We start from the raw sequence: 26,265 nt of genomic DNA, 5'->3' as shown, positions 1-26,265 counted from the left end.
TCTTCCTGGAAACCGCGCCCAAAAAAGCGTAACGGCAACATGTCGACCGGAGAGAAACGAGAATGCAGCTGACACCTTGCAATCCACGCGACGGCATCTATCCCGCGACCGATGACTACGTGCATGCGATGGAGGTGAGAAGCGCGGAGCGCTTCCTGTTCATCAGCGGTACGATGGGGCTTGATGCCCAGGGCAATGCCCCGGAAAGCCTGGAGGAACAGCTCGATCTGATTTGGTCCAATCTCCGGCGTATCCTTGCAGAAGCCCATATGACGACCGACAACATCGTGCGGCTGACGAGCTATCTGCGCGATGCGTCATACGCCGAGGCAAACCAGAACGCCCGCATCAAGGCTCTGGGTGACCGGCGCATTCCGACAACCGCGATCGTGGCCCAGACACTTGTGCCGGAATGGCTGGTCGAGATCGAGGTGGTCGCGGCCGCGTGAGACAGGCGCATCATCCATCACTCAATGATGGCTGCGAGGCTGCTGGTCGAACGGCGAGCCATCTCCCAGCGTATCGAGGCGCTGCTGCATCTCGCCATTGAGCACGATCATCTGTTTCAGCGCCATCATCACGTCGCCCTTGTGGCTGGCGACGAAGCGGTCGGCGATGCGCTGCAATGCGGTTTCCCGCCGTGTATCGAGGCGAACAATCCGGTCCATTCGAACCTCCTAGAACAGCACCTGTCGAACGCTGATCGCGTCGTTGGGTGCATCAACCAAGGCTGTCATGTTGTCAGGAAGAGAACGCTGCAGCGTCATCGCCTCTTCCCACGACGCCGTTAGCCAGGTCTCGGTTTCTTCCCGCGTCGCGAGAGGTTCTGTGGTGTGGTGGTGCATTCTCGCGATGGCCCGAGAATGGCGCGATAATGGGTGTGTGTCGCCAGGCCGAACGACGCCACAAACAGGGATTGCAGCGGCGGCGGATAAGGTTCCTTGGTCTTATCTAGCTGATTTTTATAAATATTATTTGGAAAATGGTGCGGACGACGGGAATCGAACCCGTACGATCGAGGATCGAGGGATTTTAAGTCCCTTGCGTCTACCAGTTCCGCCACGTCCGCGCGCCCTGCTTTTCGAGGCTTGAGCGGAGTTCGTCAACCGGTGTTTTGCCCGGCGAACAGGCTGTGGGCCGAACCGGACAGAAAATCCTCAGTCCGGAACGCCGCCGCGAATGCGGCGTGCAGCGTTGTCGGGGTCGAGGGATCGAGCAAGGGCAGGCGGCCGAGCGACTTTGTCCGACCCATCTCGCAGATGATGCGTTCGGTTTCGGGTTCCGGGTCGCCGATGAAGGCGATGCCGAGCACCGGCACGGCGCGGGCGCGCAGCGCCTCCAGCGACAGCAGCGTGTGGTTGATGGTGCCGAGCCGGGTGCGGGCGCAGAGCACCGCCGGCACCTGCCAGCGGGCGACGAGGTCGGCGAAGGTGACGGTCCGCGTCAACGGCGCCAGCACGCCGCCGACACCCTCGATGACCAGGGGGCCTTGCGTTTGCGGTATCGTCAGCTTTTCGGGATCGATGGCGACGCCGTCGATGGCGGCGGCATGATGCGGCGAGGCCGGCGCGTTCAGCCGCCAGGCCTCGGGCAGGATGCGCTGGGCGGGAATGCCGCCGAGCCGCATGACGGTTTCGCTGTCTGTCTCGCTTAGCAGGCCGGCTTGCACCGGTTTCCAGTAGGACGCGCCGAGGAAACCGGTGAGCCCGGCGGCGAAGACCGTCTTGCCGACATTGGTGTCGGTGCCGGTGACGACGATGCGTGTTGTCATTGGGCTTCGACCGTTGGGGCAGGCGGTGCCGATTGAGGCCTGAGGCCGACGCCTGCCGGGCTATCATCGCAGACGTCTTCATGCACAGGGCGCAACGCGGCGCGCATGCCGAGCTTTTCCAGCAGCGAAAAATCCTTGCCGCGGGCGGGATTGCCGGTGGTCAGAAGCACGTCGCCGGTGAAGATCGAATTGGCGCCGGCCAGGAAACACAGCGCCTGCAATTCGTCGCTCATCGCGTGCCGCCCGGCCGACAGCCGCACCACGCTTTTCGGCATCAGGATGCGCGCCAGCGCGACGAGCCGCACGAAGGCGATCGGCTCCACCGGCCGGCTCTTCTCCATCACCGGCGTGCCCTTGATCTCGTTCCACATGTTGATGGGAACGCTTTCGGGATGCTGTTCGAGCGTCGCCAGGATGACCAGCATGGCGATGCGGTCCTCCGTCGTCTCGCCCATGCCGACGATGCCGCCCGAGCAGACCTTGATGCCGCCGGCGCGCACCAGCGCCAGCGTCTCCAGCCGGTCGTCCATGCTGCGGGTGGTGGCGATCTCGGGATAATAGGCCCGCGAGGTGTCGATGTTGTGGTTGTAGTAGTCGAGACCGGCTTCGCCGAGGCGCTCGACCTGCGGCTCCGTGAGCATGCCGAGCGTGACGCAGGTTTCCATGCCGAGCGCGCGTACGCCCTCGATCATGGCGCAGACCTGGCCCATGTCGCGGTCCTTCGGGCCGCGCCAGGCCGCTCCCATGCAGAAGCGCGTCGCACCGCCGGCCTTGGCGCGGCTTGCTTCCTCGATCACCTGGTCCACCGCCATCAGCTTGGTCGCCTTGACGCCGGTCTTGTGATGCGCGCTCTGCGAGCAGTAGCCGCAATCTTCCGGGCAGCCGCCCGTCTTGACGCTGAGCAGGCTGGCGGTCTCGACCTCGGTCGGGTCGAAATACCGGCGGTGCAGGCATTGCGCAATGAAGATGAGGTCGGGCAAGGGCAGGGCGTGGATCGCCGCCGCCTCCTCCTGCGTCCAGTCGGTGCGGAGATTGCCCGTCCCCAGCAGAGACAGGCGATCCCCCATTGCTTGGCGCGGCACGCTCACCGGCCGATCCTGCCCAAAAGGCGGGCCGGGATCATGGCGGAGCCCGCGGCAACCATGGCGATGTTGATCAGGTCGCCCAGGATGAAGGGGGTGAAGCCGAGCGCGATGACGTCCTTCATCGGAATGTAGAGGCCGAGCCAGGGCAGGCCGACGGCGTAGGTGACGGCGAGGCCGGCGAGCATGGCCATGGTGCGGCCGAACATCTGCCGGCCTTCGGCGAGCGCGCCCGTCAGCCAGCTGGCGAACAGGTAGCCGAGCAGATAGCCGCCGGTCGGGCCCATCATATAGGCAAGGCCGATGCCGCGTTCCGGCGAGCCGGAGAAGACCGGCAGTCCGGCGGCGCCGACCGCCAGGAAGGAGAAGAAGGTGGCGGTGGCGATGCGCGGGCCGGTCGCCACGGCGATGCCCATCACCGCCAGCGTGTACATGGTCAGCGGCACCGGCCAGAACGGGATGCGGATCTTGGCGCACAGCGTGAGCAAGGCGACGCCGGCGACGATGACGGCGGCGGTCTTGATCGCCTCGCGCGGCTTGACGCCGCGCAGTGTGAGGGTCTGGCTCATGTTTTTCCTTTCGCAGATTATAGATAATTTGTGATCTATATCTACATTGAATCCACAAAAGGAAACGAGTCGCAACTAAATTATAGATATTTTATCCGACAATCGCGAAAGCGTCGCGAACGCTACCGCTTGCAGACTTCTGCGGCCGGCGGCCGATCCACTGCACATGGCCGGCAAGCGTGCCGCAGGCGGTTTCAACCTGGCCCTTGCGCAGGGCGGCAAGAATGGCGCGGTGGTCATGGTCGGTGCGGGCTTCCCAGTCGGAACGCCAGGCGGCGAACAGAAAACGGGCGCTGGCGGCGTGCAGATCATCTATCGCCGAAAGCAGGCGCGGCATGGCGCAGGGTTCGAGGATGACGCGGTGAAAACGCCGGTTCGCCTCTTCCCAGGAGCGCACGTCGCGGGAATTGTCGCCGGCCTTGGTGGCTTCCTCGGCCGCGTCGAGAATGGCGGGCGTGATGTGCGGCGCCGAATGGCGCAGTGCCAAAACTTCGAGCGCGGCGCGCATTTCCGCCACTTCCTTCACTTCGGCGAGGTCGAAGCTGGCGACACGCACGCCGCGGCGCGGCTCGCTCACCGCAAGCCCTTGCGCCTCGAGGCGGCGGAACGCCTCGCGCACCGGAACGTGGCTGGCGCCGAATTCCTCGGCGATATGGTCCTGCCGCAGCCGTGAGCCGGGCTCGATCTTGCCTGCGATGATGCGGTCGGCCAGCGTCCTGGAGATGCGGACCGCCAGCGTGTCTTCTTTTTGTGCGCCCATATTTCATAGATAATTTGACGCGCGACGCTTGTCGATTGGCCGGCGCCACAAGCCACAGGCGCATAGCCTGACCGGGTGATGCGGCCCGCCGGACGCGAGGGGACAAAAAGAAAGGCCCAAAAAAGAAAGGTCCAAAAAAGAAAGGCAAGGTACGGGAGGGCACCTTGCCTTGAAGACGGGCGTCGAAGCGCGGATCTGCCTCTAATGGCAGGCGGGGTTCATCCCTTCATCCGCATCGCCTCGACGCCTGTTGCTGGAAGCTAGCGCCGCGCCACCGGCGGCACGTAGTGTTCGAGGTCGGGTGCCGGGAAATGCACCGTCTCGCCGGTTTCGGCGGATTTGTAGAGACCCATCATCATCTCGACCACGCCGAGCCCGTCATGGAAGGTTTCCTGCGGCGTCTCGCCCTTGCGGAAACATTCGGTCATGTGGCGGTTCTCGTCGGTGTAGCCATAGACGCCTGCCTCATCCTCCAGCACCGGCATCAGGCCCTGTTCGGCGTTCTGCTTCTCGACCAGGTCCTCGCCTTCCGAGCCTTTGACGGCGCGCGACATGAATATTTTGAGGCCGGTGCCCAGCGAGTTGAATTCCATTGCATATTCTGGGCCGAGCAGTTCGAGCTGGATGCGCAGGCCGGCGCCGACATAGGCCCAGGAAGTGGTGGCCTCGATCATCAGTTCGTTGCCGGCCTCGTCCTCCAGTGCCACCACACCGCGGGCAAAATCCTCGGATGGGTGGTTGCGGTAGTCGACGCCCGGGCCGAAGCGGCGGGCGAGGTCGTCGGCGTAATGCGGCCGCGTCCATTTGAGGTTGGCGACGGTGCCGCTGACCGACTTGACCCTGAGCGAATTGCGCGCAGCGCCCGGCGCGGTGAGCAGGTGACGGGCGACTTCGAGGCTATGGCACATCATGTCGGACAAGACGCCGCCGCCCTGCTTGTCGCCCTGCCAGAACCAGGCCTCGTGCGGGCCGGAATGCTCCTCCGCCGCACGCGCCAGATAGGGGCGGCCGGTGGTGGAGGCGGCGCGACGCCAGATGATCTCCTTGCCGCGGATGACCGGCGTCGAGAACACCTGGTTTTCGAGATAGCCGTGGTTCAGCCCGGCATCCTCGGCCAGCCGCAGCATTTCGCGTGCCTCGGCCACCGTGCGTGCCAGCGGCTTTTCGCAGGCGACGGCGAACACTTTCGAGCGGCCGGCCTTCACTTCCGCATGCAATGTGCGCATCACGTCGAGGCGGGTGTAGTTGGGCGACAGGACCCAGACGGCATCCAGCGTGGGATCGCCAAGCAGGCTTTCGAGGCTGTCGTGGTTCTTGCAGGCGCCGAGGCCGAGCTCGTCGGCGAGCTTGACGAAATGCGCGCGCTTCTCGTTTGAGCGGCTGTAGACGCCGACGACGTCGATGTTGCGCACGCCGACCAGCGATTTCAGGTGGAACTGGGCGATGAAGCCCGTGCCCACGAATCCGACGCGCAATCTCTCCTTCGGCAACTGTGCCATGGTCGTCCTTTCCTGCTTTGAAATCTCTCAGATCGGTTTGGCGCGCGCCGTCGAGCCGCGAACCTGCAAGGCCGTCGGCATTTCCAGCGTCTCGGCTTCGGTCAGGTCGCCGGTCAGCACGCGCAAGAGCTGTCGCATTGCTTCCTGGCCGATCTCGGCACGCGGCTGGCGCACCGTGGTCAGCGGCGGGTAGAAAGCTTGGCTCAGGAACAGGTCGTCGAAACCGACCACCGAAACGTCGCCCGGCACGTCGAGACCCAGCCGGCGCAATTCGTTGATGGTGCCGAACGCCATTTCGTCGTTGGCCACGAAGATGGCGGTCGGCGGGTCCGGCCGCTCGCACAGCGCCCGGCACAGCGTCTCGCCCGAATGCAGCAGATAGTCGCCCACCGGTTCGTAGCCGTCCGGAATGGCGAGCCCGGCGGCCGACATCGCCTGGCGGTAGCCGTCGCGGCGCTTGACGCTCATGACCTCCGGCACCGGCCCGCTGATATGGGCGATGCGCTCGTGGCCGAGGTCGATGAGATGTTCGACGGCGGCGCGCGAGGCGCCGACATTGTCGATCTGCACATGCGGCAGGCCGAGACCCTCGATGGTTTCCAGCGCCACCACGACCGGCAGGCCGTGCAGATGCTGGCGGCTTTCCTGGACCGACCATGGCAATTTGCCGGTGATCAGGATCATGCCGTCGGCATGGCCGTCGCGCAGCATGTCGAAATACTCGACCTCGCGTTCGGCATTGTTTTCGGTGTTGCCCATCAGCACCGAATAGCCGGCGGCGCGCGCGGTCGCTTCGACGCCTTTCATGATCTCGAGATAGAAGGGGTTGCCGACGTCGCGCACCACCATCAGCACCGCCATGGAGCGCTGTGTGCGCAGGTTGCGGGCACTGACATTGGGCCGGTAGTTCAGCGACTGCGCCACCTCGCGGATGCGCGACAGGGTCGGCTCGGCCACCAGTCCGGTGTCGGAAAGCGCCCGCGAGACCGTCGCCGGGGAAACCCCGGCGCGCGCGGCGATGTCCTTGATCTTGGCGGGCCCGGCCATGCCGATCAGCTCCGCATCGCCTTGGCGCGGCCGTAGAACAGCATCAGCGCCACCAGCGTCGCGCCGAACACCATCTGGCGGCCGGATTCGTCGATATGCACGGTGGTCAGGATGCTTTGCAGCAGCACCAGCAGCACCGCGCCGGCCATGGTGCCGGTGTAACCGCCCTTGCCGCCGGAAAGCGGCGTGCCGCCCAGAACCACGGCGATGATGGACGGCAGCATGTATTGTTCGCCGACATTGGCGAAGGACGAGCCGGAATAGCCGAGCAGGCACATGCCGGCGATTGCCGCGAAGGCACCCGACAGCATGAACAGCGCGATGCGGATCGTCTTCACCGGCACGCCGGCCATGAAGGCGGCCTGCTCGTTGGAGCCGATGGCGTAGACCCGGTAGCCGAACACGGTGCGGCGCAGCAGCAGCGCCATGGCAAGGCCGATCAGAAGCCATAGCCAGATGATGCCGGGCAGGCCGAGCAGGAACGGCTTGACGACGAAGTCGGAGAGGCCGGGTGCGGCGCGTCCCGACGGGATGCCGTTGCGGATCACCACCAGCAGGCCCTGCAGCACGCCCAGCATGCCGAGCGTCATCACCAGCGGCGGGATGCGCAGCAGCGTGACGCCGACGCCGTTGATGAGGCCAAAGAAAGCGCCGACGACAATGCAGACCAGGATGGCCGGCAGGATGCCGCCATCGGCGCCGTTCATGACATTGCCGGCAAGGATCGCCGCCAGCGAGACGATGCCACCGACCGACAGATCGATGCCTTCGCGCCCGCCCAGGATGACGAGGTTCTGGCCGGCGGCGACGATGCCGAGCAAGGCTGCAACGATGAGCAGCCTGAGCACCTGCCCCGGCGAGGCGAAGCCCGGCGACAGCCATTCGCCGACGGCGAGCAGCAGCACGATGAGGATCAGCGCCACCACGAGCGGCTTCTTCAGGAAGGCCAGCACGGCGTTCTGCGCCGGCTTCGAGGCGAGGGCGTCGGCGCTCATGCCCGTGCTCCGCGGCTGACGAGGATGCCGGTCATCAGGGCGGCCAGGATGGCGAAGCCCTGCGCGAAGTTCTGCCATTCCGACGGCGTGCCGACGAAGAAGACCAGCGCGTTGATAAGGCCGATGATGAGGGCGCCGATCAGCGAGCCAGTGACCGTGCCGAAGCCGCCGGCCAGCGCCGAGCCGCCCAGCACCACGGCCGCGACCGAATAGAGCGTCATCTTGCCGCCGACCAGCGGGTCGCCGCTCGCCGTGTCGCCGGTGATGCAGAGTGCGGCGAGTGCCGCGAACAGGCCGCAGAAGACATAACCCTTGATGCGGATGGCGGTGACCGGCAAGCCGCTCTGGAAGGCGGCCTGCTGGTCGTCGCCGACGGCCAGCATCTGCGTGGTCAGCCGCATGCGCATCAGGAAGGCGAGCACGATCGCCACGGCAACAACCGCGTAGAGCACGAAGGGGATGCCGAAGAAGCGTCCGCCATAGGTGGTCCAGTAGGCTTCCGGCGCCGGCGTTCCGGCCACCGGCAGCACGGTGAGCGCAAGGCCGGTGAAGAAGATCGAGGTCGCGAAGGTAGCGACGATCGCCTGCAGCCTGAGGCCGGCGACGATGATGCCGTTGATGAGCCCGCAGGCGAGCCCGATCAGGGCGCCGGCAAGGCAGGCGGCGATCACGGAAAAGCCGTCGCCGCCCCATTTCTGCATCAGCACGATCACCGACACATTGACCAGCGACACGATGCTGCCGGCCGAAAGGTCGATATCGCCGGAGAACACGACATAGGTCTGCGCCACCGCCAGCATCATCAGCGCCAGATAGGTGGAAACGAGGCCGGTCATGGCGCGGAAGCCGAGGCTGCGCGGCTCGAAGATGCCGTTGAGCGCCAGCAGCGCGACAAGGATGATCAGCGCCGGCAGGAAGGGATAACGCCGGATCAGGCGACCGAGGCCGCCGGTTCTTGATTGTTGGGTCGCGTCGCTCATCAGGCGGCCTCGTAGGCGGCGTGGTAGAGATTGTAGCGGGTGCGGTCCTCGCCCTTCAGTTCGCGCGTCACCGCGCCCGAGTTGAAGACCAGGATACGGTCGGCATTGGCAAGCAGTTCGGCGTCCTCCGAGGAATAGAGCACGATGCCCATGCCGTCGGCGGCCAGCGAACGGATGAGCTGGAAAAGGTCGGACTTGGCGGCGAGGTCGATGCCCTTGGTGGGATCGTCGAGCAAAAGGATCGACGGACGGTCGACCAGCCAGCGGGCGATCACCACCTTCTGCTGGTTGCCTCCCGACAGTGAATTCACCGGCTGGCCGATGTCCTGGAACTTGGTTTTCAACGCCTTGAGCGGCCCGTCGACCAGTGCGGTCAGCGCACCCGGCCGGGCCAGATGCAGCCCGTTGCGCAGGAAATGGATCGGCGTGACGTTTTCCAGGATCGGCCGGCCGGTCAGCGTGCCGTCGCGGCCGCGGTCACCCGAGACATAGGCGATGCCGTTGCGGATCGCCTCGGCCGGCGTGCGGGCCGCGCACGGCTTGCCGCCGACATGGATGGCGCCGGAATTATGGGCCAGCGCCCCGAAGATGGCGCGCAGCACCGACGACTGGCCCTGGCCGTGCAGGCCGCCGAAACCGAGAATCTCGCCCTTGCCGACGCTGAAGGAAATGTCGCGGAAGCCCGCGCCCGATAGGTTGGCGACGGACAGTACCGCATCGCCGGCGGTGGCCGGCACCGGCGGCTTGGCATCGACAAATACCGCCTCGCGCTCGCCCACCATCTGGCGGATGACCGTATCGGCATTGGTCTCGGCGATGGCCGAAGTGGCGACGGTGGCGCCGTCGCGGATGACGGTGACGCGGTCGCCGATCGAAAAGATTTCGTCCATGCGGTGCGAGATGAACACCATGGCGCGGCCTTCCTGTTTCAGGCGGCGCAGGATTTCGAAGAAACGGTCGACCTGGGCGCGGTCGAGCGCCGATGTCGGTTCGTCGAAGATGAGGATGGGGGCTTCGGTGGCCAGCGCCTTCATGATCTCGACCAGCTGCCGCTGGTCGGCGCGCAGCCGGTCCACCGTCACGTCGGCGGCAAAACCTTCGCCGGCGACATCCTTGAACTCGGCGATCACCTTTGCCGCGCGCTCTTCCAATGCGGTGCGGTCGACAAAGACGCCGCCCTTCACCGGCATCGCCGGCAACAGGATGTTCTCGGCCACGGTGCGCCGCGCGGCCAGGCTGAGCTCCTGGTAGAAGATGCCGATGCCGAGTGCCCGCGCCGCGCGCGGTCCGTCAATCGTCACCGGCTTGCCGTCCAGCAGCACCTCGCCGGCGTCCGGCTTGACGCTGCCGGCGACGATCTTGCACAGCGTCGACTTGCCCGAGCCGTTCGAGCCGATCAGCACATGCACTTCGCCAGGCTTGAGATGCAGGTCGCCTCGGCTTAGCGCAACCGTTGCGCCATAGGCCTTGCGCGCGCCGCGAACGATGAGTTCGGACATCGATGCCGTTCCTTCGGCAGGGCAGGGGTAAAACCCCGGAAATTGCCAGATTACTTGAAATTTCGTCCCAGGTCCGCCCGGCGACCGAAGCCGCCGAACGGAGTTCCTTGGGAGGAATTACTTGAAGAGCTTTTCAGCGTCTTCGATCGAAAGCTGGCTGGTGAAGGAGTAGTAGCCGGGCTTGCCGTCCACTGCTTTCGCTGCTTCCGGAAGGTTCTTGGAATCGATGAACGGGATCGGCAGGTACATGGCGTTCTTGTACTGCCCGGCCGCCGCCGGCTCCTTCAGTTCCTTGCCCTGCAGCATCAGCACGGCGACATTGAGCGCCGAGGCCATGACGCCCGGAGGATTGACCGAAGCGCCGGAGTTCAGCTTGTCCTTGGTCCAGATGTCGATGAAGTCCTTGCGGATCTCGCCGGTGGCGGCGATCGACGACTGCTTGCCGGCATCGATGATCGACTTCCAGGCGCCGGCGGCCATGCCGTCCTGCACCCACACGCCGTTGATGTCGGGATAGGTGGCGAGCAGGTTCTGCATGGCCTGCTGGCCCTGCGCCTGGTCCCAGTTGGCGTTCACTTCGTTGACGATCTTGATGTCGGGATACTTGCCGAACACTTCCTTGTAGCCGGCAACGCGCATCTCGTTGGCCGGATGGCCGGCGACGCCGTTGATGGCCACGACATTGCCCTTGCCGCCCAGCGTCTCGGCCAGCCACTTGGCGCCGGCGGCGCCCCAGGCCTTCTGGTCGATACCGACATAGGTGGCATCCTTGGACGACACCTCGGCGTCGGTGGCGATCACCAGGATGCCGGCGTCCTTGGCCTGCTTGAAGATCGGGTCGAACGCGGTCGGGCTGTTCGGGTTGATGATGATGGCGTTGACGCCCTGGCTCATGAAATTGCGCACCTGCGCGATCTGGCCGGGCACGTCGACATTGGCGCTCTGCACCACGACCTCGACATTGACGCCCTTGTCCTTCCAGGCGGCTGCCGCGGCCTTCGCCTCGTCAATCATCTGGGTGCGCCATTCGGAACCGACCCAGCCGTTGGAAAGGCCGATCTTGAAATCTGCTGCGTAAGTGGAAAACGCCGATATGGCCAGCGCGGTGGTGGCCGTCAAAGCTAATGCGATCGCCTTTTTCATATGTTCCTCCCTGAGTGCGACGGCGCGAATGGTAACAGGAATGAAATCGATTTCAATAGCGCAAACGCAGCTTTTTGGGGGATGAGCCCGCCTCCATGCGGGCAGGGACGGGCTATCGTTGCGTCTTCACTTCTGGTCGATGAAGTCGACGACCGCCTTGGTGTATTCGTCGGGCGCCTGCAGCATGGCGAAATGACTGGCGTTGGGCAGGATGATCTCCTTGGCGCCCGGAATGGTCTTGGCCATGTAGTCGGTGTGCTCGCGCTTGATCGCCTCGTCGTGATCGCCGGCTACGATGGCCGTCGGCGTGGTGATCTTGGCGACCTGCTCCTTGCTCCAGTTCGGCTGCGTCTCCCACATCTTGCTAATCTGGGCGACGAAGGCGTCGTACTGGTCGGGCGTCTTGGAGAGTTTTTTGTAGTCGCGGCCCGAGCGCTCGATATAGGCGGCGAAAGTCTTGTTGGTGAGCACGCCGGGATCGACGCCATCGGTGGTGACGTTGGCGGCTTGCGCGAACAGGCGGGTCAGCCGTTCGGGATGCTTCATGGCGATGTCGATGCCGATGATGCCGCCATCGCTCCAGCCGACCAGCGCCGTCTTGTCGATCTTGAGATGGTCGAGCAGGGCAAGGTAGTCGGACGCCATCAGGTCGTAGCCATAGGGCTCTTCGGTGCGGGTGGAGCGGCCATGTCCGCGGCTGTCGGCCACGATCACCTTGTGCGTCTTGGCCAGTTCCGCCACCTGGCTCGACCAGATGTCGGCATGGCCGAGGCCGCCATGGATGAGCAGGACCGGATCGCCCTTGCCGTAGACGGCGTAATACATCTGGATGCCGTTGACCGGCGCATAGCCGCTTTCCTCGGCCTTCGGCATGGGCGCGGGTTCGGGCAGGGTCAGCCAGCGTTCCTCGGCGCGCGCGGCGCCCGAGACGATGAGAAGGGCGACAAAGGCCAAAGCGGTCCACAAACGCGACATCGGGCGGTCCTCCGGGATTGAACCCGGATCAACCGCCTTCCGCCGCGCAAAGTCAACATCGGGCAAAAGCGACGCCGGGGTCGGGAATGGATTCCCGACCCCGGCACGAACCTTCGCCCCTGAGACCTTACGCGTCCTCCTCGACGAACACTTCCTCGCGCTTCTTGCGCACCGCCGGCAACAGCACCACCACCAGGATCAGCGCCGCGACGGCCAGAAGGCCTGCGCTGATCGGACGGGTGACGAAGATGGACGGGTCGCCGCGCGACAGGATCATCGCCCTGCGCAGGTTCTCCTCGAACAGCGGGCCGAGCACGAAACCGAGCAGCAGCGGCGCCGGCTCGCAGCGCAATTTGGCCAGCACATAGCCGAGCAGGCCGAAGAAGGCGACCGCGTAGAGGTCGAAGGCGCTCGATTTCACCGAATAGACGCCGATGGCCGAAAACGCCATGATCGCCGGGAACAGCACGGTGTAGGGCACCGTAAGAAGCTTCACCCACAGGCCGATCAGCGGCAGGTTGAGCACGATCAGCATCAGGTTGCCGATCCACATCGACACGATCAGGCCCCAGAACAGCGCCGGCCGTTCGGCAGCCACGTCCGGGCCAGGCACGATGCCCTGGATGATCATGGCGCCGATCATCAGCGCCATCACCGGGTTGGCCGGGATGCCGAGGGTGAGCATGGGGATGAAGGAGGTCTGCGCGGCCGCGTTGTTGGCCGATTCCGGCCCGGCCACGCCCTCGATCGCGCCCTTGCCAAACTCCTCGGGATTTTTCGCGACGCGTTTTTCCAGCGTGTAGGAGGCGAAGGAGGCCAGGATGGAGCCGCCGCCAGGCAGGATGCCCAGCGCCGAGCCCAATGCCGTGCCGCGCAGCACCGGCGCCGTCATGCGCCGGAAGTCCTCGCGCGTCGGCATCAGCCCGGTCACCTTGCGGATCATCACCGAGCGGTCGTGCTCGTTTTCCAGATTGCGCAGGATCTCGGCCACGCCGAACACGCCGACCGCCACGGCCACGAAATTCAGCCCGTCGGAGAATTCGCGGATGCCGAGCGTGAAGCGCGGCGTGCCTTCGAAAATGTCGGAGCCGACCAGGCCGAGCAGCAGGCCGAGCACCACCATGGCGAGCGCCTTGACGATGGAGCCGTGCGCGAGCGCGATCGAGGAGACGAGGCCGACGACCATCAGCGAGAAATATTCGGCCGCGCCGAATTCCAGCGCGATCCTGGTCAGCGGCGGGGCGAAGATGGCGACAAGGAAGGTGGCGACGGTGCCGGCGAAGAAGGAACCGAGCGCGGCCGTTGCCAGGGCAGCGCCGGCGCGGCCGTTGCGCGCCATCTGGTAGCCGTCGATGGCGGTGACGGCGGAGGAGGATTCGCCCGGCATGTTGATGAGGATGGCGGTGGTGGAGCCGCCATACTGGGCGCCGTAATAGATGCCGGCCAGCATGATCAGCGACGACACCGGGTCGCCGATCTGGAAGGTGACGGGCAACAGCATGGCGATGGTGGCGGTGGCGCCGATGCCCGGCAGCACGCCGATCAGGGTGCCGAGCAGCACGCCGATCAGGCAGAAGCCCAGATTGGCCAGCGTCGACGCCGTCATAAAGCCGAGTGCGAGATTGCTGAAGAGATCCATCGCGTCAGGCTCCTAGCCCGGCGAGCCACGGCCCGAAACGTTGGAAGGGAAGGCCGAGCGCGTAGCTGAAGACGACGACCGAAAACAGCGTAAGCGCCGCGGCGATGATGATCGCGGTGGTGGGCCGCATGCGCTGCGAAGCGAAGGCGGCAATCAGCGCCGTGAAGAACAGCGACGGCACGAAGCCCAGCCCGCGCACGGTGAGCCCGAAGAAGATCGGGGCCGGCAGGATGAAGAACAGGCCACGCCAGGCGATCGGCCCGATCGGTTCGCCCGCCATGCGCATCGCCTGGATGGCGATGATGGCGCCGAGCAGCACGAGAACGCCCGACAGGACGAGCGGGAAATAACCCGGGCCCATGCGAAAGGCCGTTCCCATTTCCTGCCCGAGCGACTGGTAGCCGAAGAACAGGCCGGCGGCGATGAAGATCGCGCCGCACGCCGCGTTCGTTCGGTCGATGGAAAGCTTGTCCACGGTTCCCTCCCAATGCCTGGTGCGGCCATCCCTCTCACTCAGCCTCCGCATGCTGCGGCTTCGCTGCCGGACCCGGACCGACCTCTCCCCGAGGGAGAGGAGGCCGTCGGCGCCGGATGAGGGGTAGGCTCGCCTGCGATTGCCCTCGGGGTGAGGGGATGCTCGCCCTGCCGTATGCCTTAGTCGGCGTATTGGCCGGCGGCCTCGATCACCGGCTTCCAGCGGGCGATCTCGCCTTCGAGCTTGGCCTTCAGCGCCGCCGGCGTGGCGTCGGCCTCGGGCGACGGCTTGGTGCCGAGCTCGGCGAAGCGGGCGACCACGTTCTCGTCCTTGAGCGCCTTTTGCAGCGACTTGGAGAGCCGGTCGAGCTTTTCCGGCGCCGTTCCCTTGGGCGCGTAGATGCCGTGCCAGATGCCGACCTGGAAGCCGGGCAGGCCGCCTTCCTCGGCGGTGGCGACGGTGGGCAGCACGTCCAGCCGGGCCGGCGAGGTGACGGCATAGGCCTTGATGGTGCCGCCCAGGATCTGTTTGGTGGTGTTGGTGGTCTGGTCGCACATCAGGTCGACCTGGCCGCCGACCAGATCGGTCATCGCCGGTCCGGTGCCCTTATAAGGAACCGTCACGAACGGGGTCTGGATGGCGTTCATGAACATCATGCCGCACAGATGCGAGGCGGCGCCGATGCCGGCATTGGCAAGGGTGACCTTGTCCTTGTTGGCCTTCACATAGTCGATCAGGCCCTTGAGGTCGGTCGGCTCGAAATCCTTGCGTGCCACGATGGTCATCGGCACGTCGGTGACGAGGCCGACATAGTCGAAGGCGTTCAAAGTATCGTAGGCGAGCTTGCGGTAGAGCGTGGCGCTGGTGGCCATGCCGATGTGGTGGAGCAAAAGCGTATAGCCGTCCGGGTCGGCATCGGCGACGCGGGCCGCGCCCAGCGTACCGCCGGCGCCGCCGACATTCTCCACGATCACCTGCTGGCCGAGATCCTTGGACATGGCCTCGGCGACCAGCCGGGTAACGGTGTCGGTCGGGCCCCCGGCCGAGAACGGCACGATGACGGTGATGGTGCGGTCTGGATAGCTTTCGGCCATGGCCGAACCGGTCAGCATGGCAATGGCGGCAGCCGTCGCCAGCGAGGCGATGAGCGTCTTCATGGAGTCCTCCCAAATATGCGTGCCCTGCCGACGCCCTGGTTTCCTCCAGCGCAGGCAGTGGATGGCGAATAGGAGGGGCCAGAGCCGCGTTCGGCAACACGACGCAGGCGCAAAACGGCGGCATTTCCGCAAGGAGTGTCGCGCGATGGGTGGAAATCGTAACATCGCCGCTCCGGCGTGTGTGGGTTTCCACACATGCGGGCGCGGCAGTCGGAGCCGGACCTAGTCGGCGGCTTCCGAAACGCCCAGCCGCTTCTTGTCGAGCCCGTAGCGCTGCATCTTCTCATAGAGCGTCTTGCGCGAGATTCCGAGCTGTTCGTAGACCGGCTTGAGGCTGCCGCCATGGGCAAGCAGCGCCGCCACGATGACATCCTTCTCGAATTCGGCGACGCGATCGGCGAGACGCAAGTCTCCGGCGTCCGCCCCGGCCGGCTCTTCGGCGCCATGCTGCCCGAGGCCAAGGACAAAACGGTCGGCGGCATTGCGCAGTTCGCGCACATTGCCCGGCCAGTCGCGGCTGGCGACATCGGCGATGATGTGCGGTGGCACGTCGGTGTCGTCGCGGCGATAGCGGCCGGTGGCCTCGCGCACCAGTTGCAGGAAAAGCAGCGGCACGTCTTCCCGCCGCGCGGCAAGTGAAGGCATGCGCAGCGTCACCACATTGAGGCGGTAGAGCAGGTCGGCGCGGAAGCGGCCCGCCGCGACTTCTTCGTCGAGGTCGACCTTGCTGGCGGCGATGAAGCGGACGTCGAGCAGTATCGGCTCGTTGGAGCCGAGCCGGTAGATCACCCGGTCCTGGATGACGCGCAGGAGCTTCGCCTGCAGGTCGGCCGGCATCGAGCCGATCTCGTCGAGGAGCACTGTGCCGCCCCTGGCATGTTCGAACTTGCCGAAGCGCGGGCGCAGCGCGCCCGGAAAGGCGCCGGCCTCATGGCCGAACAGCTCGCTTTCGATCAGCGTGGCGGGCAGTGCCGCGCAATTGATGGCGACGAAAGGTTTGGTGGCGCGGCCGCTGATGTCGTGCAGCGCGCGTGCCGCCACTTCCTTGCCGGTTCCGGTATCGCCGATCACCAATATGTCGGCGTCGGTGGCGGCGATGGCGCGCAATTTGTAGCGCAACTCGACCATCACCTGGGTGCGCCCGGGCAGGCGGGTTTCGAGGTCGTCGTTCTTGCCGGCCGCCGCCCGCAGCTGGCGGTTTTCCAGCACCAGCTTGCGCCGGTCGATGGCGCGCATGGCCATCTCCACCAGATGCTGCGTCGCATAGGGTTTTTCGATGAAGTCGTAGGCGCCCTCGCGCATGGCGCGCACAGCAAGCTGCACGTCGCCATGACCGGTGACGAGGATGACGGGGATGTCGGCGTCGATCTCGCGGATGCGCCCGAGCAGTGTCATGCCGTCCATGCCTGGCATGCGGATGTCCGACATGACGACGCCGTGGAAACCCTGCGTGATGAAATCGAGCGCGCGCTCGGCGGAAGCGCAGTCCTGCACGGCGAGACCGGCGAGGTCGAGCGATTGGGCGGCAGCACGGCGCGGCTCCTCCTCGTCGTCGACCAGGAGCACGATGGGCGGCTTCATTCGGCCGCCTCGCGCACGCCGCTGCGCGCCGCGTCGAGCTCGATGGTGAACAGGGCGCCACCCTCGGGATGATTCAAAACAGCAAGGTCCCCGCCGAAATCCTTGACGATGTTATAAGAAATCGAAAGGCCGAGACCAAGACCCTTGCCGACGCCCTTGGTCGAGAAGAACGGGTCGAAGATGCGTTCCGCGATCGCCTCGGCGATGCCGGGACCATGATCGCGTACCGATATCGCCACCTTGCCGGCCCGCCGTTTCGCCACCAGTTCGATCCGCCGGTCCGGCAAACCTTCGACGGCATCGGCGGCGTTGGTGATGATGTTGACCAGCACCTGCTGCAGCCGCACCGAGCCGGCCTTGACCGTCAGCGGCGCGCGGCCGAGATCGACCGTGAGCGTCGCGTCCGCCGCCTTCAGCCGCCAGGCGACGATCTCCTGCGTGTCGCGGATCACTTCGGCGAGGTCGACCGGCCCGAGTTTTTCGTTCGGCTTGCGGGCGAAATTGCGCAGATGCCGGCTGATCGAGGCCATGCGGTCGGCGAGGCTGGAGATGCGCGCGACATTGTCGCGGGCCTCGGCCGCGCGCTCGCGGTCGATCAGTACGGCGGCGTTGTCGGCATAGGTTTTCACCGCCGCCAGCGGCTGGTTGAACTCATGCGACAGCGCCGCCGACATCTGGCCGAGCGCGGCGAGCTTGCCGGCCTGGATCAGGTCTGCTTGCGTTTGCCTGAGTTGCTGTTCGGTGGCGCGGCGCTCGGTGACCTCGGTCTCCAGGCGCGTGTTGACCAGCGCGAGGTCGTGGGTGCGTTCGTCGACGCGGCGTTCGAGCTCGGCCTGGGCGTTGCGTTGCAGAAGCAGCCGCTCGGCCAGCCGGGCCCGTCGCTGCAGGAAAACAAAGCCGGCCAGGGCGGCAAGGCCGAGCGCCAGCAGCGCGACGGTCACGGTGATCAAGGCCTGGGTATGCGCCGAACGTGTGTCCAGCAGCACACTGATCGTCCAGCCGGCGTCCGGCATCGCCTCCGACAGGACCAGATATTCGCTGCGCTGGCTTTCGAAATTGACGGTCATCAGCGGAAGCCGGTCACCGAAGCTGCTGCGCGTGATCGGCAGTTCACGCAGCGTGGCGGTCGCGTAACGCCGCGAGGCGGCGGTGCGGGCAAGCCGGTCCGGTGTCAGCGGCAAAAGGCTGGAATAGAGCCACTCCGGCCGTTCCGCCATGAAGATGATGCCCTCGGGGTCGGTGACGATGATCTCGTCGTCGCCGCCAAGCCATGAGGCCTCGATGGCATCGACCTCGACCTTGAACACCACGACCCCGCGGATGGCGCTGCCGACACGCACCGGGGCCGAGAAATAGTAACCGCGCTTCAGCGAGGTGGTGCCGAGCGCGAAAAAGCGGCCGCGCTTGCCTTCGATCGCGTCTTGGAAATAGGGTCGATAGGAAAAATTCTCCCCGACGAAGCTGATCGGGCGGTCGAAATTGCTGGCGATGATCGTCTCGCCGTCCGGGCCGATCACATAGATGTCGGAAGATTGCAGCAACGCGTTGATTTGCCTGAGATAGGCATTGCCCCTGGCGCGGAGTTCCGGATTGCCGGGGTCGGCCAGCAAATCCTTGATGTCGTCATTGTCGGCGATCAGCGAGGGCAGCGGTTCGAAGCGGTTGAGCTGCCCCTGCAAGGCGGCGACGGCCAGTCTCAGCGTGGTTTTGCCGCGCGATGCCGCTTGGTCGAGATAAGCGCGCGAGGCGAAGCTGCTGCCATAGAAGGCGAGCGCCACAGCCAGCGTCGCGACCGCGAGCGCAGGCCAGATCCAGCGGCGACCTTTGAGGAACTGCGGCATCGGAAGTCCATGGCAGGTCCTAAAGACCCGGAACAATTCTGTTATCGAGTATAGCCACGGTCTCAGTTCAAACAACCGAGCCGCTGTTTTCCGCGGCGGCTTTCGCTACAGTCGCGAAGAAACACGGGAATCTCCTTGCAATGCCGAAAAATTCATCCTTTTCCAAGCCGCGACCCTGGACCGAAATGGCGACGCTGCTGGTCGACGTCGCCATGGGCCGCAAGCCGGCCGACCTCGTCGTGCGCAACGGCCGCTGGGTCAATGTCCATTCCGGCGAGATTGTTTCCGGCACCGATATCGCCGTGGTCGGCGGGCGCTTCGCCTATTGCGGGCCCGATGTCTCGCACGCCATCGGCCCTGATACGCAGGTGGTCGATGCCGGCGGGCGCTATCTGGTGCCCGGCCTGTGCGACGCGCACATGCATGTCGAAAGCGGCATGGTGACGGTGACCGAGTTCAGCCGTGCCGTCATTCCGCACGGCACCACCTCCATGTTCATCGACCCGCATGAGATCGCCAATGTGCTGGGTCTGCCCGGCGTGCGGCTGATGCATGACGAGGCGCTGGCCATGCCGATCAACGTGCATGTGCAGATGCCGTCCTGCGTGCCTTCGGCGCCGGGGCTGGAAAATGCCGGTGCTCAGCTCACCGTCGAGGATGTCGTCGAGGCGATGGGCTGGGAAAACATCATTGGGCTCGGCGAGGTTATGAACTTCCCGGGCGTCGCCGCCAACAATCCGGTGATGTCGGGCGAGATCGCCGCGACCGTGCGCGCCGGCAAGACGGTGGGCGGCCACTATGCCTCGCCGGATCTCGGCCTGCCGTTCCACGGCTATGTCGCCGGCGGTCCGGAAGACGACCATGAAGGCACCCGCGCCGACGATGCGATCGCCCGCGTACGCCAGGGCATGAAGGCGATGCTGCGTCTCGGTTCGGCATGGTACGACGTCGCCGAACAGATCAAAGCCGTGACGGAACAAGGCATTGACCCGCGCAACTTCATCCTGTGCACCGACGACAGCCATTCCGGCACGCTGGTCAATGACGGCCATATGGACCGCGTCGTGCGCCATGCGATCCAACAGGGCCTGAAGCCGGTGACGGCGATCCAGATGGCGACCATCAACACCGCCCAGCATTTCAGGCTGGAGCGCGAGATCGGTTCGATCGCGCCGGGGCGGCTGGCCGATTTCCTGATCGTCTCGAACCTCGCCGAAATGGCGATCGACGAGGTCTATGGCCGTGGCGTTCGCCTCGCCGCCGCCGGCAGGCTGGAGGCCGATATCCCCGCCTACGACTATCCGGCCAGCGCCAAGAATACGGTGAAGCTCGGCAAGCGCCTTGCCGCACACGACTTCGACATCAAGGCGCCGGAAGGCGCCAACAAGGTGCGCGCCCGCGTCATCGGCGTCATCGAGAACCAGGCGCCGACCCGCGCGCTGGAGGCGGACCTCGCCGTCGAGGACGGTCTGGTCGCCATGGACCGGCGCAATGACGTCTGCCAGATCGCGCTGGTGGAGCGCCATCGCGGCACCGGCGGCGTCACCAACGCTTTCGTCTCGGGTTTCGGCTATGGCGAGGATTGCGCCATGGCCTCGTCGGTGGCGCATGACAGCCATCACATCATCGTCGTTGGTACCAACAAGGAGGATATGGCGCTGGCCGCCAACCGCCTGGCCGAGGTCGGTGGCGGCGTCGTGCTCTATTCGAAGGGCAAGGAACTGGCGCTGGTCGAAATGCCGATCGCCGGCCTGATGTCGGACGAGCGCGCCGAAATCGTTGCAGCCAAGGCCGAGAAGTTGACTGAGGCGATGCGCCAGGTGGGCTGCTCGCTGAACAACGCCTACATGCAGCACTCGCTGCTGGCGCTGGTGGTGATCCCCGAGCTGCGCATCTCGGATGTCGGGCTGGTCGATGTACGCACCTTCGAGAAGGTCGACCTGTTCGTGTGAGGTTTTATGGCGTTCTGGCTGGCAAGTGCCGTTGGATTGGTGGTCGCCTACCTGCTGGGGGCCACGCCCACCGGGTACCTGGCGGGGAAACTGCTGCGGGGCATCGATATCCGCGAGCATGGCTCCCGATCCACCGGGGCGACGAATGTACTCAGAACGCTGGGCAAGGGACCGGCGCTGGTCGTGCTTCTCGTCGATGTGCTGAAGGGTATAGCCGCCATCGTCTTCGCGCGCTGGTTTTATTCCTGGCTCGCGACGCTGCCGTCCTTCGCGCCGCCGGCGGCGATCGATCTCCAGGCCCTGGTGCCCTGGGCCGTCTGCCTGTCGGGGCTGGCGGTGCTGCTCGGGCACGGCCGCTCGATCTGGCTGAACTTCACCGGCGGGAAGGCCGCCGCCACGGGGCTCGGCGTTTTGCTGGCGATGTCCTGGCCCGTGGGGCTCGGCGCGTTCGCGGTCTGGGGCATCGTGCTCGCCGTCTCCCGCATCGTCTCGCTCAGCTCGATCCTTGCCGCGATAACGGCGATCATGCTGGTCTTCGCTTTCGAGCAGCCGCTGCCTTACCGGCTGCTGGTGATCGCCGGCGGCCTCTATGTGATCCTGCGCCATCGCGCCAACATCCAGCGGCTCCTGTCCGGGTCGGAGCCACGGTTGGGCCGGAGCGGCGGGTGAGGGACGCCGTGCCGGGGCGCCGATGTCGACACTGGCCAAGTTGCGGACATCGCGGCCGTGTGAGGCTCAGGCTTGTTTCAGCAGTATTTCCGCGAGGGCTTCGGGTTCGAGCTGCGGCACGTTGTGTCCGCAGTTCAGGGCGTAGGTTTGCCAGTCCGGGTCATTGCTCAAGCGTTCATGGAGGTCGCGAAACGGACTGCCCTCCCACCCATGCGCGCCGACATAGAGCTTGCGCGGAACGTCGCGCCAATGCCCGGTCAGGGTGATCGCCTGGAGAAAAGTCGCCATCGGATGCGGGCGGCATCGCGGCTCGCGGTTGGAGGGTGGCACGCAGGTCAGCCCGTCGGCTTGCGATCCGGCGATGAAGATATCGCGAAAATCGGGGCTGGTCAGCGACCAGACGGACTCGCCGGTTTCGGGAACATAGGCATCGACATAGACCAGGGCCCGGATTTTGGCGCGTGCCCTGTCGGCAACGCCGCTCACGACCATGCCGCCATAAGAATGACCGACCAGGATCAATTCGTCATCGCAATCTTCCGCGACTTGAACGGCTGCCTCTATGTGACTGGAGAGATTGGCCGCCGGCGCCGGAACATCGCCGAGGCCGGGGAGGGTGAGCGCGAGTACCTTGTGTCCCGATGCGGTCAACAGATCCGCGACCGGATCAAAAGTCCAGCCACCGCGCCATCCACCCGGAATGAGGATAAAAGTCGTCATTTGGCACCGATCGTTTGTCTGGCAATAGGGGATGCACCTAGGCTCAATCACGAACGGAGCAAAAGCAAGGTCGAGGCGGAGCTCGACTGGCAACGCCCCGGACGGATTGCTCTCGCCGCGAAATCTCACGAAAAATGAGCCGAGGTGTCGGGAACTGCGTCGGTCGTTCGTCCTTTGGAGGCAAAGCGCAGGAACTGGATCGCTGGCCATGGGAAGGATCGCCGCAATCATGCGCACTGGTCTCGCCAGCATCATTCAATCGTCGGGAGCGATCCAATGATCCCCACCATCACCGCCTTTGAACGGTCTCCAGATCGCGGCAGGGGACAGGCGCGCGACATGCGTGTTCGCTGGGCGCTGGAGGAAGTGGGACAGCCCTACGACGTTCGCCTTGTTTCGTTCAGCGCGATGAGGGAAGGCGCGCATCGCGCGCTGAATCCTTTCGGGCAGATTCCGACCTATGAAGCGGGTGATCTCACTCTGTTCGAGTCAGGCGCGATCGTGTTCCATATCGCCGAGCGCCATCGCGGCCTCTTGCCCGACGAGGCAAATGCCCGGGCGCGCGCCATCACCTGGATGTTCGCCGCGCTGAGCACGATCGAGCCGCCGGTCCTGGAGCGGGAAGCCGCTGTCCTCCTCGAGCGCGACGCACCCTGGCACGCCGAGCGCCTGCCTCGGGTCGAGGACCGCATCCGCCACCGGCTGCGCGCGCTCTCCGATCATCTCGGCAATGCCGATTGGCTGGACGGCGCGTTCAGCGCCGGCGACTTGGTCATGGTCGGGGTGCTGCGCAGGCTGATCACATCGGGGATACTCGACGAATTTCCCAATATCGCCGCCTATGTCGCCCGCGCCGAGGCGCGGCCGGCCTTCAGGCGCGCCTTCGCTGCCCAGTTGGCGGTTTTCACCGCCGTATGGGGCGGCTGATCGAGGCTGCGGGACAGCAACCACAAGCAGCACATGCCGTTGGGGCCGGCCGTGATCCGGCGCGCCTCCCCAAAAGTCGGGTCGGTCGATTGGGACCTTCGAGAAAGCTGCCCCGCTCGTGTGAACGGGAGCCTCGATCTCGCTAGATGGCGCCGCTCGCCAGACCATGGATCACGCCCAGCAGCGAACAGCCGCCCAACACCCAAAGCATGCCAAGCTTGAAGCGGAACACGGCGAGCAGGGCGATGATGGAAAGGCCGAGCGCCGCCGGGTTCACACTTGTGAGGACCGGGATGTCGAGGGTTGCGCCCGCCAGATGGATTTCGCGCAGTTCGCCGAACAGGACGTGCAGCGCGAACCAGACCGCGAGGTTGAGGATCACGCCGACGACCGCGGCGGTGATTGTCGCCAGCGCCGCCGAGAGCGCCTTGTTCGAGCGCAGCGTCTCGATGTAGGGCGCGCCAAGGAAAATCCACAGGAAGCAGGGCGTGAATGTCACCCAGGTGGTGAGCAGACCGCCCAGGGTGCCGGCCAGCAAGGGCGGCATCGCACCCGGTGAGCGGAAGGCCCCCATGAAGCCGACGAACTGGGTCACCATGATGAGCGGACCGGGCGTGGTCTCGGCCATGCCCAGCCCATCCAGCATTTCGCCGGGCTTCAGCCAGCCATAGGTGCCGACGGCTTGCTGGGCGACATAGGCGAGCACGGCATAGGCGCCGCCGAAGGTGACCACGGCCATCTTCGAGAAGAACATGGCGATCTCGGCAAAGACGTTTCCCGGCCCCTTCAACAGAAGCAGGGCCGCGACAGGCGTCAGCCAGAGCACCAAAAGAATGGCCGCCATCCTGAGCGACCAGGCCGTCGCATTGCGGGCATGGGCAGGAATATCATCGCCAAGCGCGGTGTCGGCATCGGCGACTTGGTTCTTACCCATCTTGCCGTGGCCATTGGCAGCGGCGAACGCTGCCCAGCCGGCCCGGCCACCGACATAGCCGATCAGCGCGGCGGAGAGCACGATCAACGGAAACGGCACCCGGAAGACGAAGATGGCGACGAAGGCGGCGGCTGCCAATGCCACCATCACCTTGTTGCGCAACGCGCGCTTGCCGATGCGGGCGACCGCTTCCAGCACGATCGCCAGCACGGCCGCCTTGAGGCCGAAGAACAGGGCCTGCACGACCCCGACATTGCCGAAGATCGCATAGATCCAGCTCAGTGCCATGATGGCGACGAGGCCCGGCAGCACGAAGAGGATGCCCGCCACCAGCCCGCCTTTCGTCCGGTGCAGCAGCCACCCGATATAGATCGCCAGCTGCTGCGCTTCCGGGCCAGGCAAAAGCATGCAGTAGTTCAGGGCATGCAGGAACCGGGTCTCGCCGATCCAGCGCTTTTCCTCGACAAGGATGCGGTGCATGACCGCGATTTGCCCGGCCGGGCCGCCAAAGCTCAGCGCGGCGATCCTGGCCCATACCTTGACCGCTTCGCCGAAGCTGATGCCATGCGCCGCACGGCGGTCCGGCGTGGTGGTCGCTTTGTTCGGAACCGACACAGTCATTGCGCGGCTCCCTGCCTGACGTTCGGCCAATTGTGAGTCTCGTCGGTCGCGTCGCGGCACCAGCGGTAAAAAGCGTCGTAAAGCAAGATGCCGGCCTCCAGCTGGGCAAGGTCGTCGGAATACATGCGCGAAAGGCCGAGCGATGCCGCAAGCAGCCCGGCCGCCTCCGGGGCAAGGTCGAGACGCGCGGTATCGGCACCGCGCACAATGGTTGCAAGCCGAAGCAAGGGATCGCTGGCGAGCCCGAATTCCTCGACCATGGTATCGAAGCTGCATGTGTCGCCGCGATGGCTCCAGAACACGCCCTCCACGTCGAACGGCGTGGCATGGAAGCGTTCAGCCACGCCCGCCACCTCCTGCGGTGCCACGAACAGGAAGGCAGCGGCCGGATCGACAAAACGCCGGATCAGCCAGGGACAGGCGATGCGGTCGATCTTCGGCCGTGCCCGCGTCACCCAGACGGTGCGGCCTGTCGCATCGCGTGGCGGCACCTTGTTGGCGGGCACCGCCGGCAAGCCAGCGGCGAACCAGGCCTCGATACCGCCTTCGAGCGACTCGGCCGGCAGCCCGAGCTGACGCAGCCAGGCAGCGCAGCCTTCGCTGAGCTTCTTGCCGCTTTGGCAGATCACCACCGCCGAAGTCTGGCTGATTGCCGAATGCCAGATTTGAACGTCCTGATATGGTCGCCTGAGCGAGCCGGGCACGAGGCGCGGGTCGAGAGCGAAGTCCTCGTCGTTGCGTACATCGATCAGCGCCGGGCAATGCGGCGTGCCGATCAGGCGGGCGAGCTTGTCGATGGATATGGTCGTTGGGGATGGCATGACGCGTCCTTCCGTTTACCGGGTTTCTGGACGCGATTCTTGGGCCGTAGCCTCGTGGGGAGATCGCAATCCCCATAATGGCGATCATTTGCCCGCCGCCGCGACAAGTCAAGCGGTGGCTTGATTGTGGCCTGCGAAAGTGCGCAACGGATCGCCTTTTCCGAGGGGCACGATCCCCGGGCGCTCTCACGAAATGGCCGGCCTCAGGACCCGGTCGAATTGCCTGGAGCGCCGAGGTTTTGCGGCTCTCCGATCTCGACCGCATGTCCGTCGGGGTCATAGAAGCGGAACACGCGTTGTCCCCAGGCTTGACGCTCGACGGGATGGATCAGCTTCACATGCGGCGTGATGGCCTCGAAAGCCGCGTCGACATCCTCATGCTCGAAATAGAGGAGCAGGTTCCGCCGCCCGTAGGGTTCCGTCGCCTGGGATACCTTGCCCCAGACAGTCTGTTCGAGCACGGGGCCTTCGTGGATCGCGAAGCCGGTCTCGAAAAGGACGAAGCTCCCAAAATCCTCCACTATCTTCAGGCCGAGTCTCTTTTGATAAAACTCCCTGGAGCGGCCGATGTCGCTGACGAAAGGGATCGGATTGATGAAACGCATTGG

General features: G+C 65.2%; 25 protein-coding genes and 1 tRNA gene. 4 read left to right on the top strand and 22 right to left on the bottom strand.

Annotation, left to right across the window (positions count from 1 at the left end):
• The first annotated feature begins 62 nt into the window (after positions 1–62).
• On the top strand, positions 63–449 hold the full coding sequence (locus FZF13_RS25955) for a RidA family protein (protein WP_024926604.1): 387 nt from the start codon (positions 63–65) through the stop codon (positions 447–449).
• Positions 450–470: 21 nt separating this feature from the next.
• On the opposite strand, the gene FZF13_RS25950 is transcribed toward FZF13_RS25955, so the two are convergent.
• The 18 genes from FZF13_RS25950 to FZF13_RS25870 all read right to left on the bottom strand — a co-directional run bounded on the left by FZF13_RS25950 (position 471) and on the right by FZF13_RS25870 (position 19,013).
• Positions 471–668, bottom strand: coding sequence for a hypothetical protein (locus tag FZF13_RS25950; RefSeq protein ID WP_024926603.1), 198 nt, complete (start codon positions 666–668; stop codon positions 471–473).
• A 315-nt stretch (positions 669–983) separates the two neighbouring features.
• Positions 984–1,069: transfer RNA gene (locus FZF13_RS25945), tRNA-Leu, on the bottom strand.
• Positions 1,070–1,102: 33 nt separating this feature from the next.
• Positions 1,103–1,771: a dethiobiotin synthase gene (gene bioD, locus FZF13_RS25940; RefSeq protein ID WP_024926602.1), complete on the bottom strand. Its 669-nt coding sequence runs from the start codon at positions 1,769–1,771 to the stop codon at positions 1,103–1,105.
• A complete protein-coding gene (gene bioB, locus FZF13_RS25935; protein WP_024926601.1) occupies positions 1,768–2,838 on the bottom strand; it encodes a biotin synthase BioB in 1,071 nt (356 codons plus the stop codon). The genes bioD and bioB overlap by 4 nt, the downstream gene beginning before the upstream one ends.
• Before the next feature lie 17 nt (positions 2,839–2,855).
• Positions 2,856–3,422, bottom strand: a complete 567-nt coding sequence (locus tag FZF13_RS25930; RefSeq protein WP_024926600.1) for a biotin transporter BioY — start codon at positions 3,420–3,422, stop codon at positions 2,856–2,858.
• Between the two features lie 91 nt (positions 3,423–3,513).
• On the bottom strand, positions 3,514–4,182 hold the full coding sequence (locus FZF13_RS25925; protein WP_024926599.1) for a GntR family transcriptional regulator: 669 nt from the start codon (positions 4,180–4,182) through the stop codon (positions 3,514–3,516).
• Positions 4,183–4,442: 260 nt separating this feature from the next.
• A complete protein-coding gene (locus FZF13_RS25920) occupies positions 4,443–5,681 on the bottom strand; it encodes a Gfo/Idh/MocA family protein (protein WP_024926598.1) in 1,239 nt (412 codons plus the stop codon).
• 27 nt (positions 5,682–5,708) lie between these two features.
• Positions 5,709–6,728: a LacI family DNA-binding transcriptional regulator gene (locus FZF13_RS25915; protein WP_024926597.1), complete on the bottom strand. Its 1,020-nt coding sequence runs from the start codon at positions 6,726–6,728 to the stop codon at positions 5,709–5,711.
• A gap of 5 nt (positions 6,729–6,733) precedes the next feature.
• Complete coding sequence (locus FZF13_RS29090) at positions 6,734–7,723, bottom strand: ABC transporter permease (RefSeq protein ID WP_024926596.1); 990 nt, start codon at positions 7,721–7,723, stop codon at positions 6,734–6,736.
• Positions 7,720–8,703, bottom strand: a complete 984-nt coding sequence (locus FZF13_RS25910) for an ABC transporter permease (RefSeq protein ID WP_024926595.1) — start codon at positions 8,701–8,703, stop codon at positions 7,720–7,722. The genes FZF13_RS29090 and FZF13_RS25910 overlap by 4 nt, the downstream gene beginning before the upstream one ends.
• Entirely contained in the window at positions 8,703–10,202 is a 1,500-nt protein-coding gene (locus tag FZF13_RS25905) for a sugar ABC transporter ATP-binding protein (protein ID WP_024926594.1), read from the bottom strand. Before FZF13_RS25905 ends, FZF13_RS25910 begins: the two co-directional genes overlap by 1 nt.
• A gap of 117 nt (positions 10,203–10,319) precedes the next feature.
• Positions 10,320–11,345, bottom strand: coding sequence for an ABC transporter substrate-binding protein (locus tag FZF13_RS25900; protein WP_024926593.1), 1,026 nt, complete (start codon positions 11,343–11,345; stop codon positions 10,320–10,322).
• Positions 11,346–11,471: 126 nt separating this feature from the next.
• On the bottom strand, positions 11,472–12,320 hold the full coding sequence (locus FZF13_RS25895) for an alpha/beta fold hydrolase (protein ID WP_024926592.1): 849 nt from the start codon (positions 12,318–12,320) through the stop codon (positions 11,472–11,474).
• A 127-nt stretch (positions 12,321–12,447) separates the two neighbouring features.
• Complete coding sequence (locus FZF13_RS25890; protein WP_024926591.1) at positions 12,448–13,959, bottom strand: tripartite tricarboxylate transporter permease; 1,512 nt, start codon at positions 13,957–13,959, stop codon at positions 12,448–12,450.
• Positions 13,960–13,963: 4 nt separating this feature from the next.
• Positions 13,964–14,434 (bottom strand): tripartite tricarboxylate transporter TctB family protein, encoded by a 471-nt coding sequence (locus FZF13_RS25885; protein WP_024926590.1) that lies wholly within the window; start codon positions 14,432–14,434, stop codon positions 13,964–13,966.
• Positions 14,435–14,613: 179 nt separating this feature from the next.
• Positions 14,614–15,591, bottom strand: a complete 978-nt coding sequence (locus FZF13_RS25880) for a tripartite tricarboxylate transporter substrate-binding protein (RefSeq protein WP_024926589.1) — start codon at positions 15,589–15,591, stop codon at positions 14,614–14,616.
• Between the two features lie 222 nt (positions 15,592–15,813).
• Complete coding sequence (locus FZF13_RS25875; protein WP_024926588.1) at positions 15,814–17,172, bottom strand: sigma-54-dependent transcriptional regulator; 1,359 nt, start codon at positions 17,170–17,172, stop codon at positions 15,814–15,816.
• The gene (locus tag FZF13_RS25870; protein WP_024926587.1) at positions 17,169–19,013 is read right to left on the bottom strand and encodes a sensor histidine kinase; all 1,845 of its coding nucleotides are present in this window, start codon (positions 19,011–19,013) and stop codon (positions 17,169–17,171) included. Before FZF13_RS25870 ends, FZF13_RS25875 begins: the two co-directional genes overlap by 4 nt.
• A 140-nt stretch (positions 19,014–19,153) precedes the next feature.
• Between FZF13_RS25870 and ade the strand changes: the two genes are divergently transcribed.
• Together ade and plsY are read left to right on the top strand one after the other, a co-directional pair.
• Complete coding sequence (gene ade, locus FZF13_RS25865; protein ID WP_024926586.1) at positions 19,154–20,965, top strand: adenine deaminase; 1,812 nt, start codon at positions 19,154–19,156, stop codon at positions 20,963–20,965.
• Between the two features lie 6 nt (positions 20,966–20,971).
• Positions 20,972–21,634, top strand: coding sequence for a glycerol-3-phosphate 1-O-acyltransferase PlsY (plsY, locus tag FZF13_RS25860; RefSeq protein WP_024926585.1), 663 nt, complete (start codon positions 20,972–20,974; stop codon positions 21,632–21,634).
• Positions 21,635–21,700: 66 nt separating this feature from the next.
• Here the strand turns inward: plsY and FZF13_RS25855 are convergent, their stop codons facing one another.
• Entirely contained in the window at positions 21,701–22,585 is an 885-nt protein-coding gene (locus tag FZF13_RS25855; protein ID WP_244431208.1) for an alpha/beta fold hydrolase, read from the bottom strand.
• 45 nt (positions 22,586–22,630) lie between these two features.
• Between FZF13_RS25855 and FZF13_RS25850 the strand changes: the two genes are divergently transcribed.
• Entirely contained in the window at positions 22,631–23,281 is a 651-nt protein-coding gene (locus FZF13_RS25850) for a glutathione S-transferase family protein (protein WP_024926583.1), read from the top strand.
• A 142-nt stretch (positions 23,282–23,423) separates the two neighbouring features.
• On the opposite strand, the gene chrA is transcribed toward FZF13_RS25850, so the two are convergent.
• The 3 genes from chrA to FZF13_RS25835 form a co-directional block, all read right to left on the bottom strand.
• The gene (gene chrA / locus FZF13_RS25845) at positions 23,424–24,836 is read right to left on the bottom strand and encodes a chromate efflux transporter (protein ID WP_051504839.1); all 1,413 of its coding nucleotides are present in this window, start codon (positions 24,834–24,836) and stop codon (positions 23,424–23,426) included.
• A complete protein-coding gene (locus tag FZF13_RS25840) occupies positions 24,833–25,657 on the bottom strand; it encodes a chromate resistance protein ChrB domain-containing protein (protein ID WP_024926581.1) in 825 nt (274 codons plus the stop codon). Before FZF13_RS25840 ends, chrA begins: the two co-directional genes overlap by 4 nt.
• Positions 25,658–25,860: 203 nt before the next feature.
• Positions 25,861–26,262, bottom strand: a complete 402-nt coding sequence (locus FZF13_RS25835; protein ID WP_024926580.1) for a VOC family protein — start codon at positions 26,260–26,262, stop codon at positions 25,861–25,863.
• Positions 26,263–26,265: the final 3 nt, after the last annotated feature.

The organism is Mesorhizobium terrae, from assembly GCF_008727715.1.
Lineage (GTDB): Bacteria > Pseudomonadota > Alphaproteobacteria > Rhizobiales > Rhizobiaceae > Mesorhizobium > Mesorhizobium terrae.
This window is presented reverse-complemented; position numbering and strand designations above follow the sequence as displayed.

What these genes read in the sequence shown, in the direction of transcription:
- FZF13_RS25870 (WP_024926587.1), bottom strand. Translation starts at nt 19,013, where the DNA reads ATGCCGCAGTTCCTCAAAGGTCGCCGCTGGATCTGGCCTGCGCTCGCG.
- FZF13_RS25920 (WP_024926598.1), bottom strand. Translation starts at nt 5,681, where the DNA reads ATGGCACAGTTGCCGAAGGAGAGATTGCGCGTCGGATTCGTGGGCACG.
- FZF13_RS25835 (WP_024926580.1), bottom strand. Translation starts at nt 26,262, where the DNA reads ATGCGTTTCATCAATCCGATCCCTTTCGTCAGCGACATCGGCCGCTCC.
- ade (WP_024926586.1), top strand. Translation starts at nt 19,154, where the DNA reads ATGCCGAAAAATTCATCCTTTTCCAAGCCGCGACCCTGGACCGAAATG.
- FZF13_RS25925 (WP_024926599.1), bottom strand. Translation starts at nt 4,182, where the DNA reads ATGGGCGCACAAAAAGAAGACACGCTGGCGGTCCGCATCTCCAGGACG.
- FZF13_RS29090 (WP_024926596.1), bottom strand. Translation starts at nt 7,723, where the DNA reads ATGAGCGCCGACGCCCTCGCCTCGAAGCCGGCGCAGAACGCCGTGCTG.
- FZF13_RS25915 (WP_024926597.1), bottom strand. Translation starts at nt 6,728, where the DNA reads ATGGCCGGGCCCGCCAAGATCAAGGACATCGCCGCGCGCGCCGGGGTT.
- FZF13_RS25905 (WP_024926594.1), bottom strand. Translation starts at nt 10,202, where the DNA reads ATGTCCGAACTCATCGTTCGCGGCGCGCGCAAGGCCTATGGCGCAACG.
- FZF13_RS25850 (WP_024926583.1), top strand. Translation starts at nt 22,631, where the DNA reads ATGATCCCCACCATCACCGCCTTTGAACGGTCTCCAGATCGCGGCAGG.
- FZF13_RS25890 (WP_024926591.1), bottom strand. Translation starts at nt 13,959, where the DNA reads ATGGATCTCTTCAGCAATCTCGCACTCGGCTTTATGACGGCGTCGACG.
- FZF13_RS25895 (WP_024926592.1), bottom strand. Translation starts at nt 12,320, where the DNA reads ATGTCGCGTTTGTGGACCGCTTTGGCCTTTGTCGCCCTTCTCATCGTC.
- FZF13_RS25880 (WP_024926589.1), bottom strand. Translation starts at nt 15,591, where the DNA reads ATGAAGACGCTCATCGCCTCGCTGGCGACGGCTGCCGCCATTGCCATG.
- FZF13_RS25900 (WP_024926593.1), bottom strand. Translation starts at nt 11,345, where the DNA reads ATGAAAAAGGCGATCGCATTAGCTTTGACGGCCACCACCGCGCTGGCC.
- FZF13_RS25875 (WP_024926588.1), bottom strand. Translation starts at nt 17,172, where the DNA reads ATGAAGCCGCCCATCGTGCTCCTGGTCGACGACGAGGAGGAGCCGCGC.
- FZF13_RS25840 (WP_024926581.1), bottom strand. Translation starts at nt 25,657, where the DNA reads ATGCCATCCCCAACGACCATATCCATCGACAAGCTCGCCCGCCTGATC.
- FZF13_RS25855 (WP_244431208.1), bottom strand. Translation starts at nt 22,585, where the DNA reads ATGATTGCGGCGATCCTTCCCATGGCCAGCGATCCAGTTCCTGCGCTT.
- plsY (WP_024926585.1), top strand. Translation starts at nt 20,972, where the DNA reads ATGGCGTTCTGGCTGGCAAGTGCCGTTGGATTGGTGGTCGCCTACCTG.
- bioB (WP_024926601.1), bottom strand. Translation starts at nt 2,838, where the DNA reads ATGGGGGATCGCCTGTCTCTGCTGGGGACGGGCAATCTCCGCACCGAC.
- FZF13_RS25930 (WP_024926600.1), bottom strand. Translation starts at nt 3,422, where the DNA reads ATGAGCCAGACCCTCACACTGCGCGGCGTCAAGCCGCGCGAGGCGATC.
- FZF13_RS25950 (WP_024926603.1), bottom strand. Translation starts at nt 668, where the DNA reads ATGGACCGGATTGTTCGCCTCGATACACGGCGGGAAACCGCATTGCAG.
- bioD (WP_024926602.1), bottom strand. Translation starts at nt 1,771, where the DNA reads ATGACAACACGCATCGTCGTCACCGGCACCGACACCAATGTCGGCAAG.
- chrA (WP_051504839.1), bottom strand. Translation starts at nt 24,836, where the DNA reads ATGACTGTGTCGGTTCCGAACAAAGCGACCACCACGCCGGACCGCCGT.
- FZF13_RS25955 (WP_024926604.1), top strand. Translation starts at nt 63, where the DNA reads ATGCAGCTGACACCTTGCAATCCACGCGACGGCATCTATCCCGCGACC.
- FZF13_RS25910 (WP_024926595.1), bottom strand. Translation starts at nt 8,703, where the DNA reads ATGAGCGACGCGACCCAACAATCAAGAACCGGCGGCCTCGGTCGCCTG.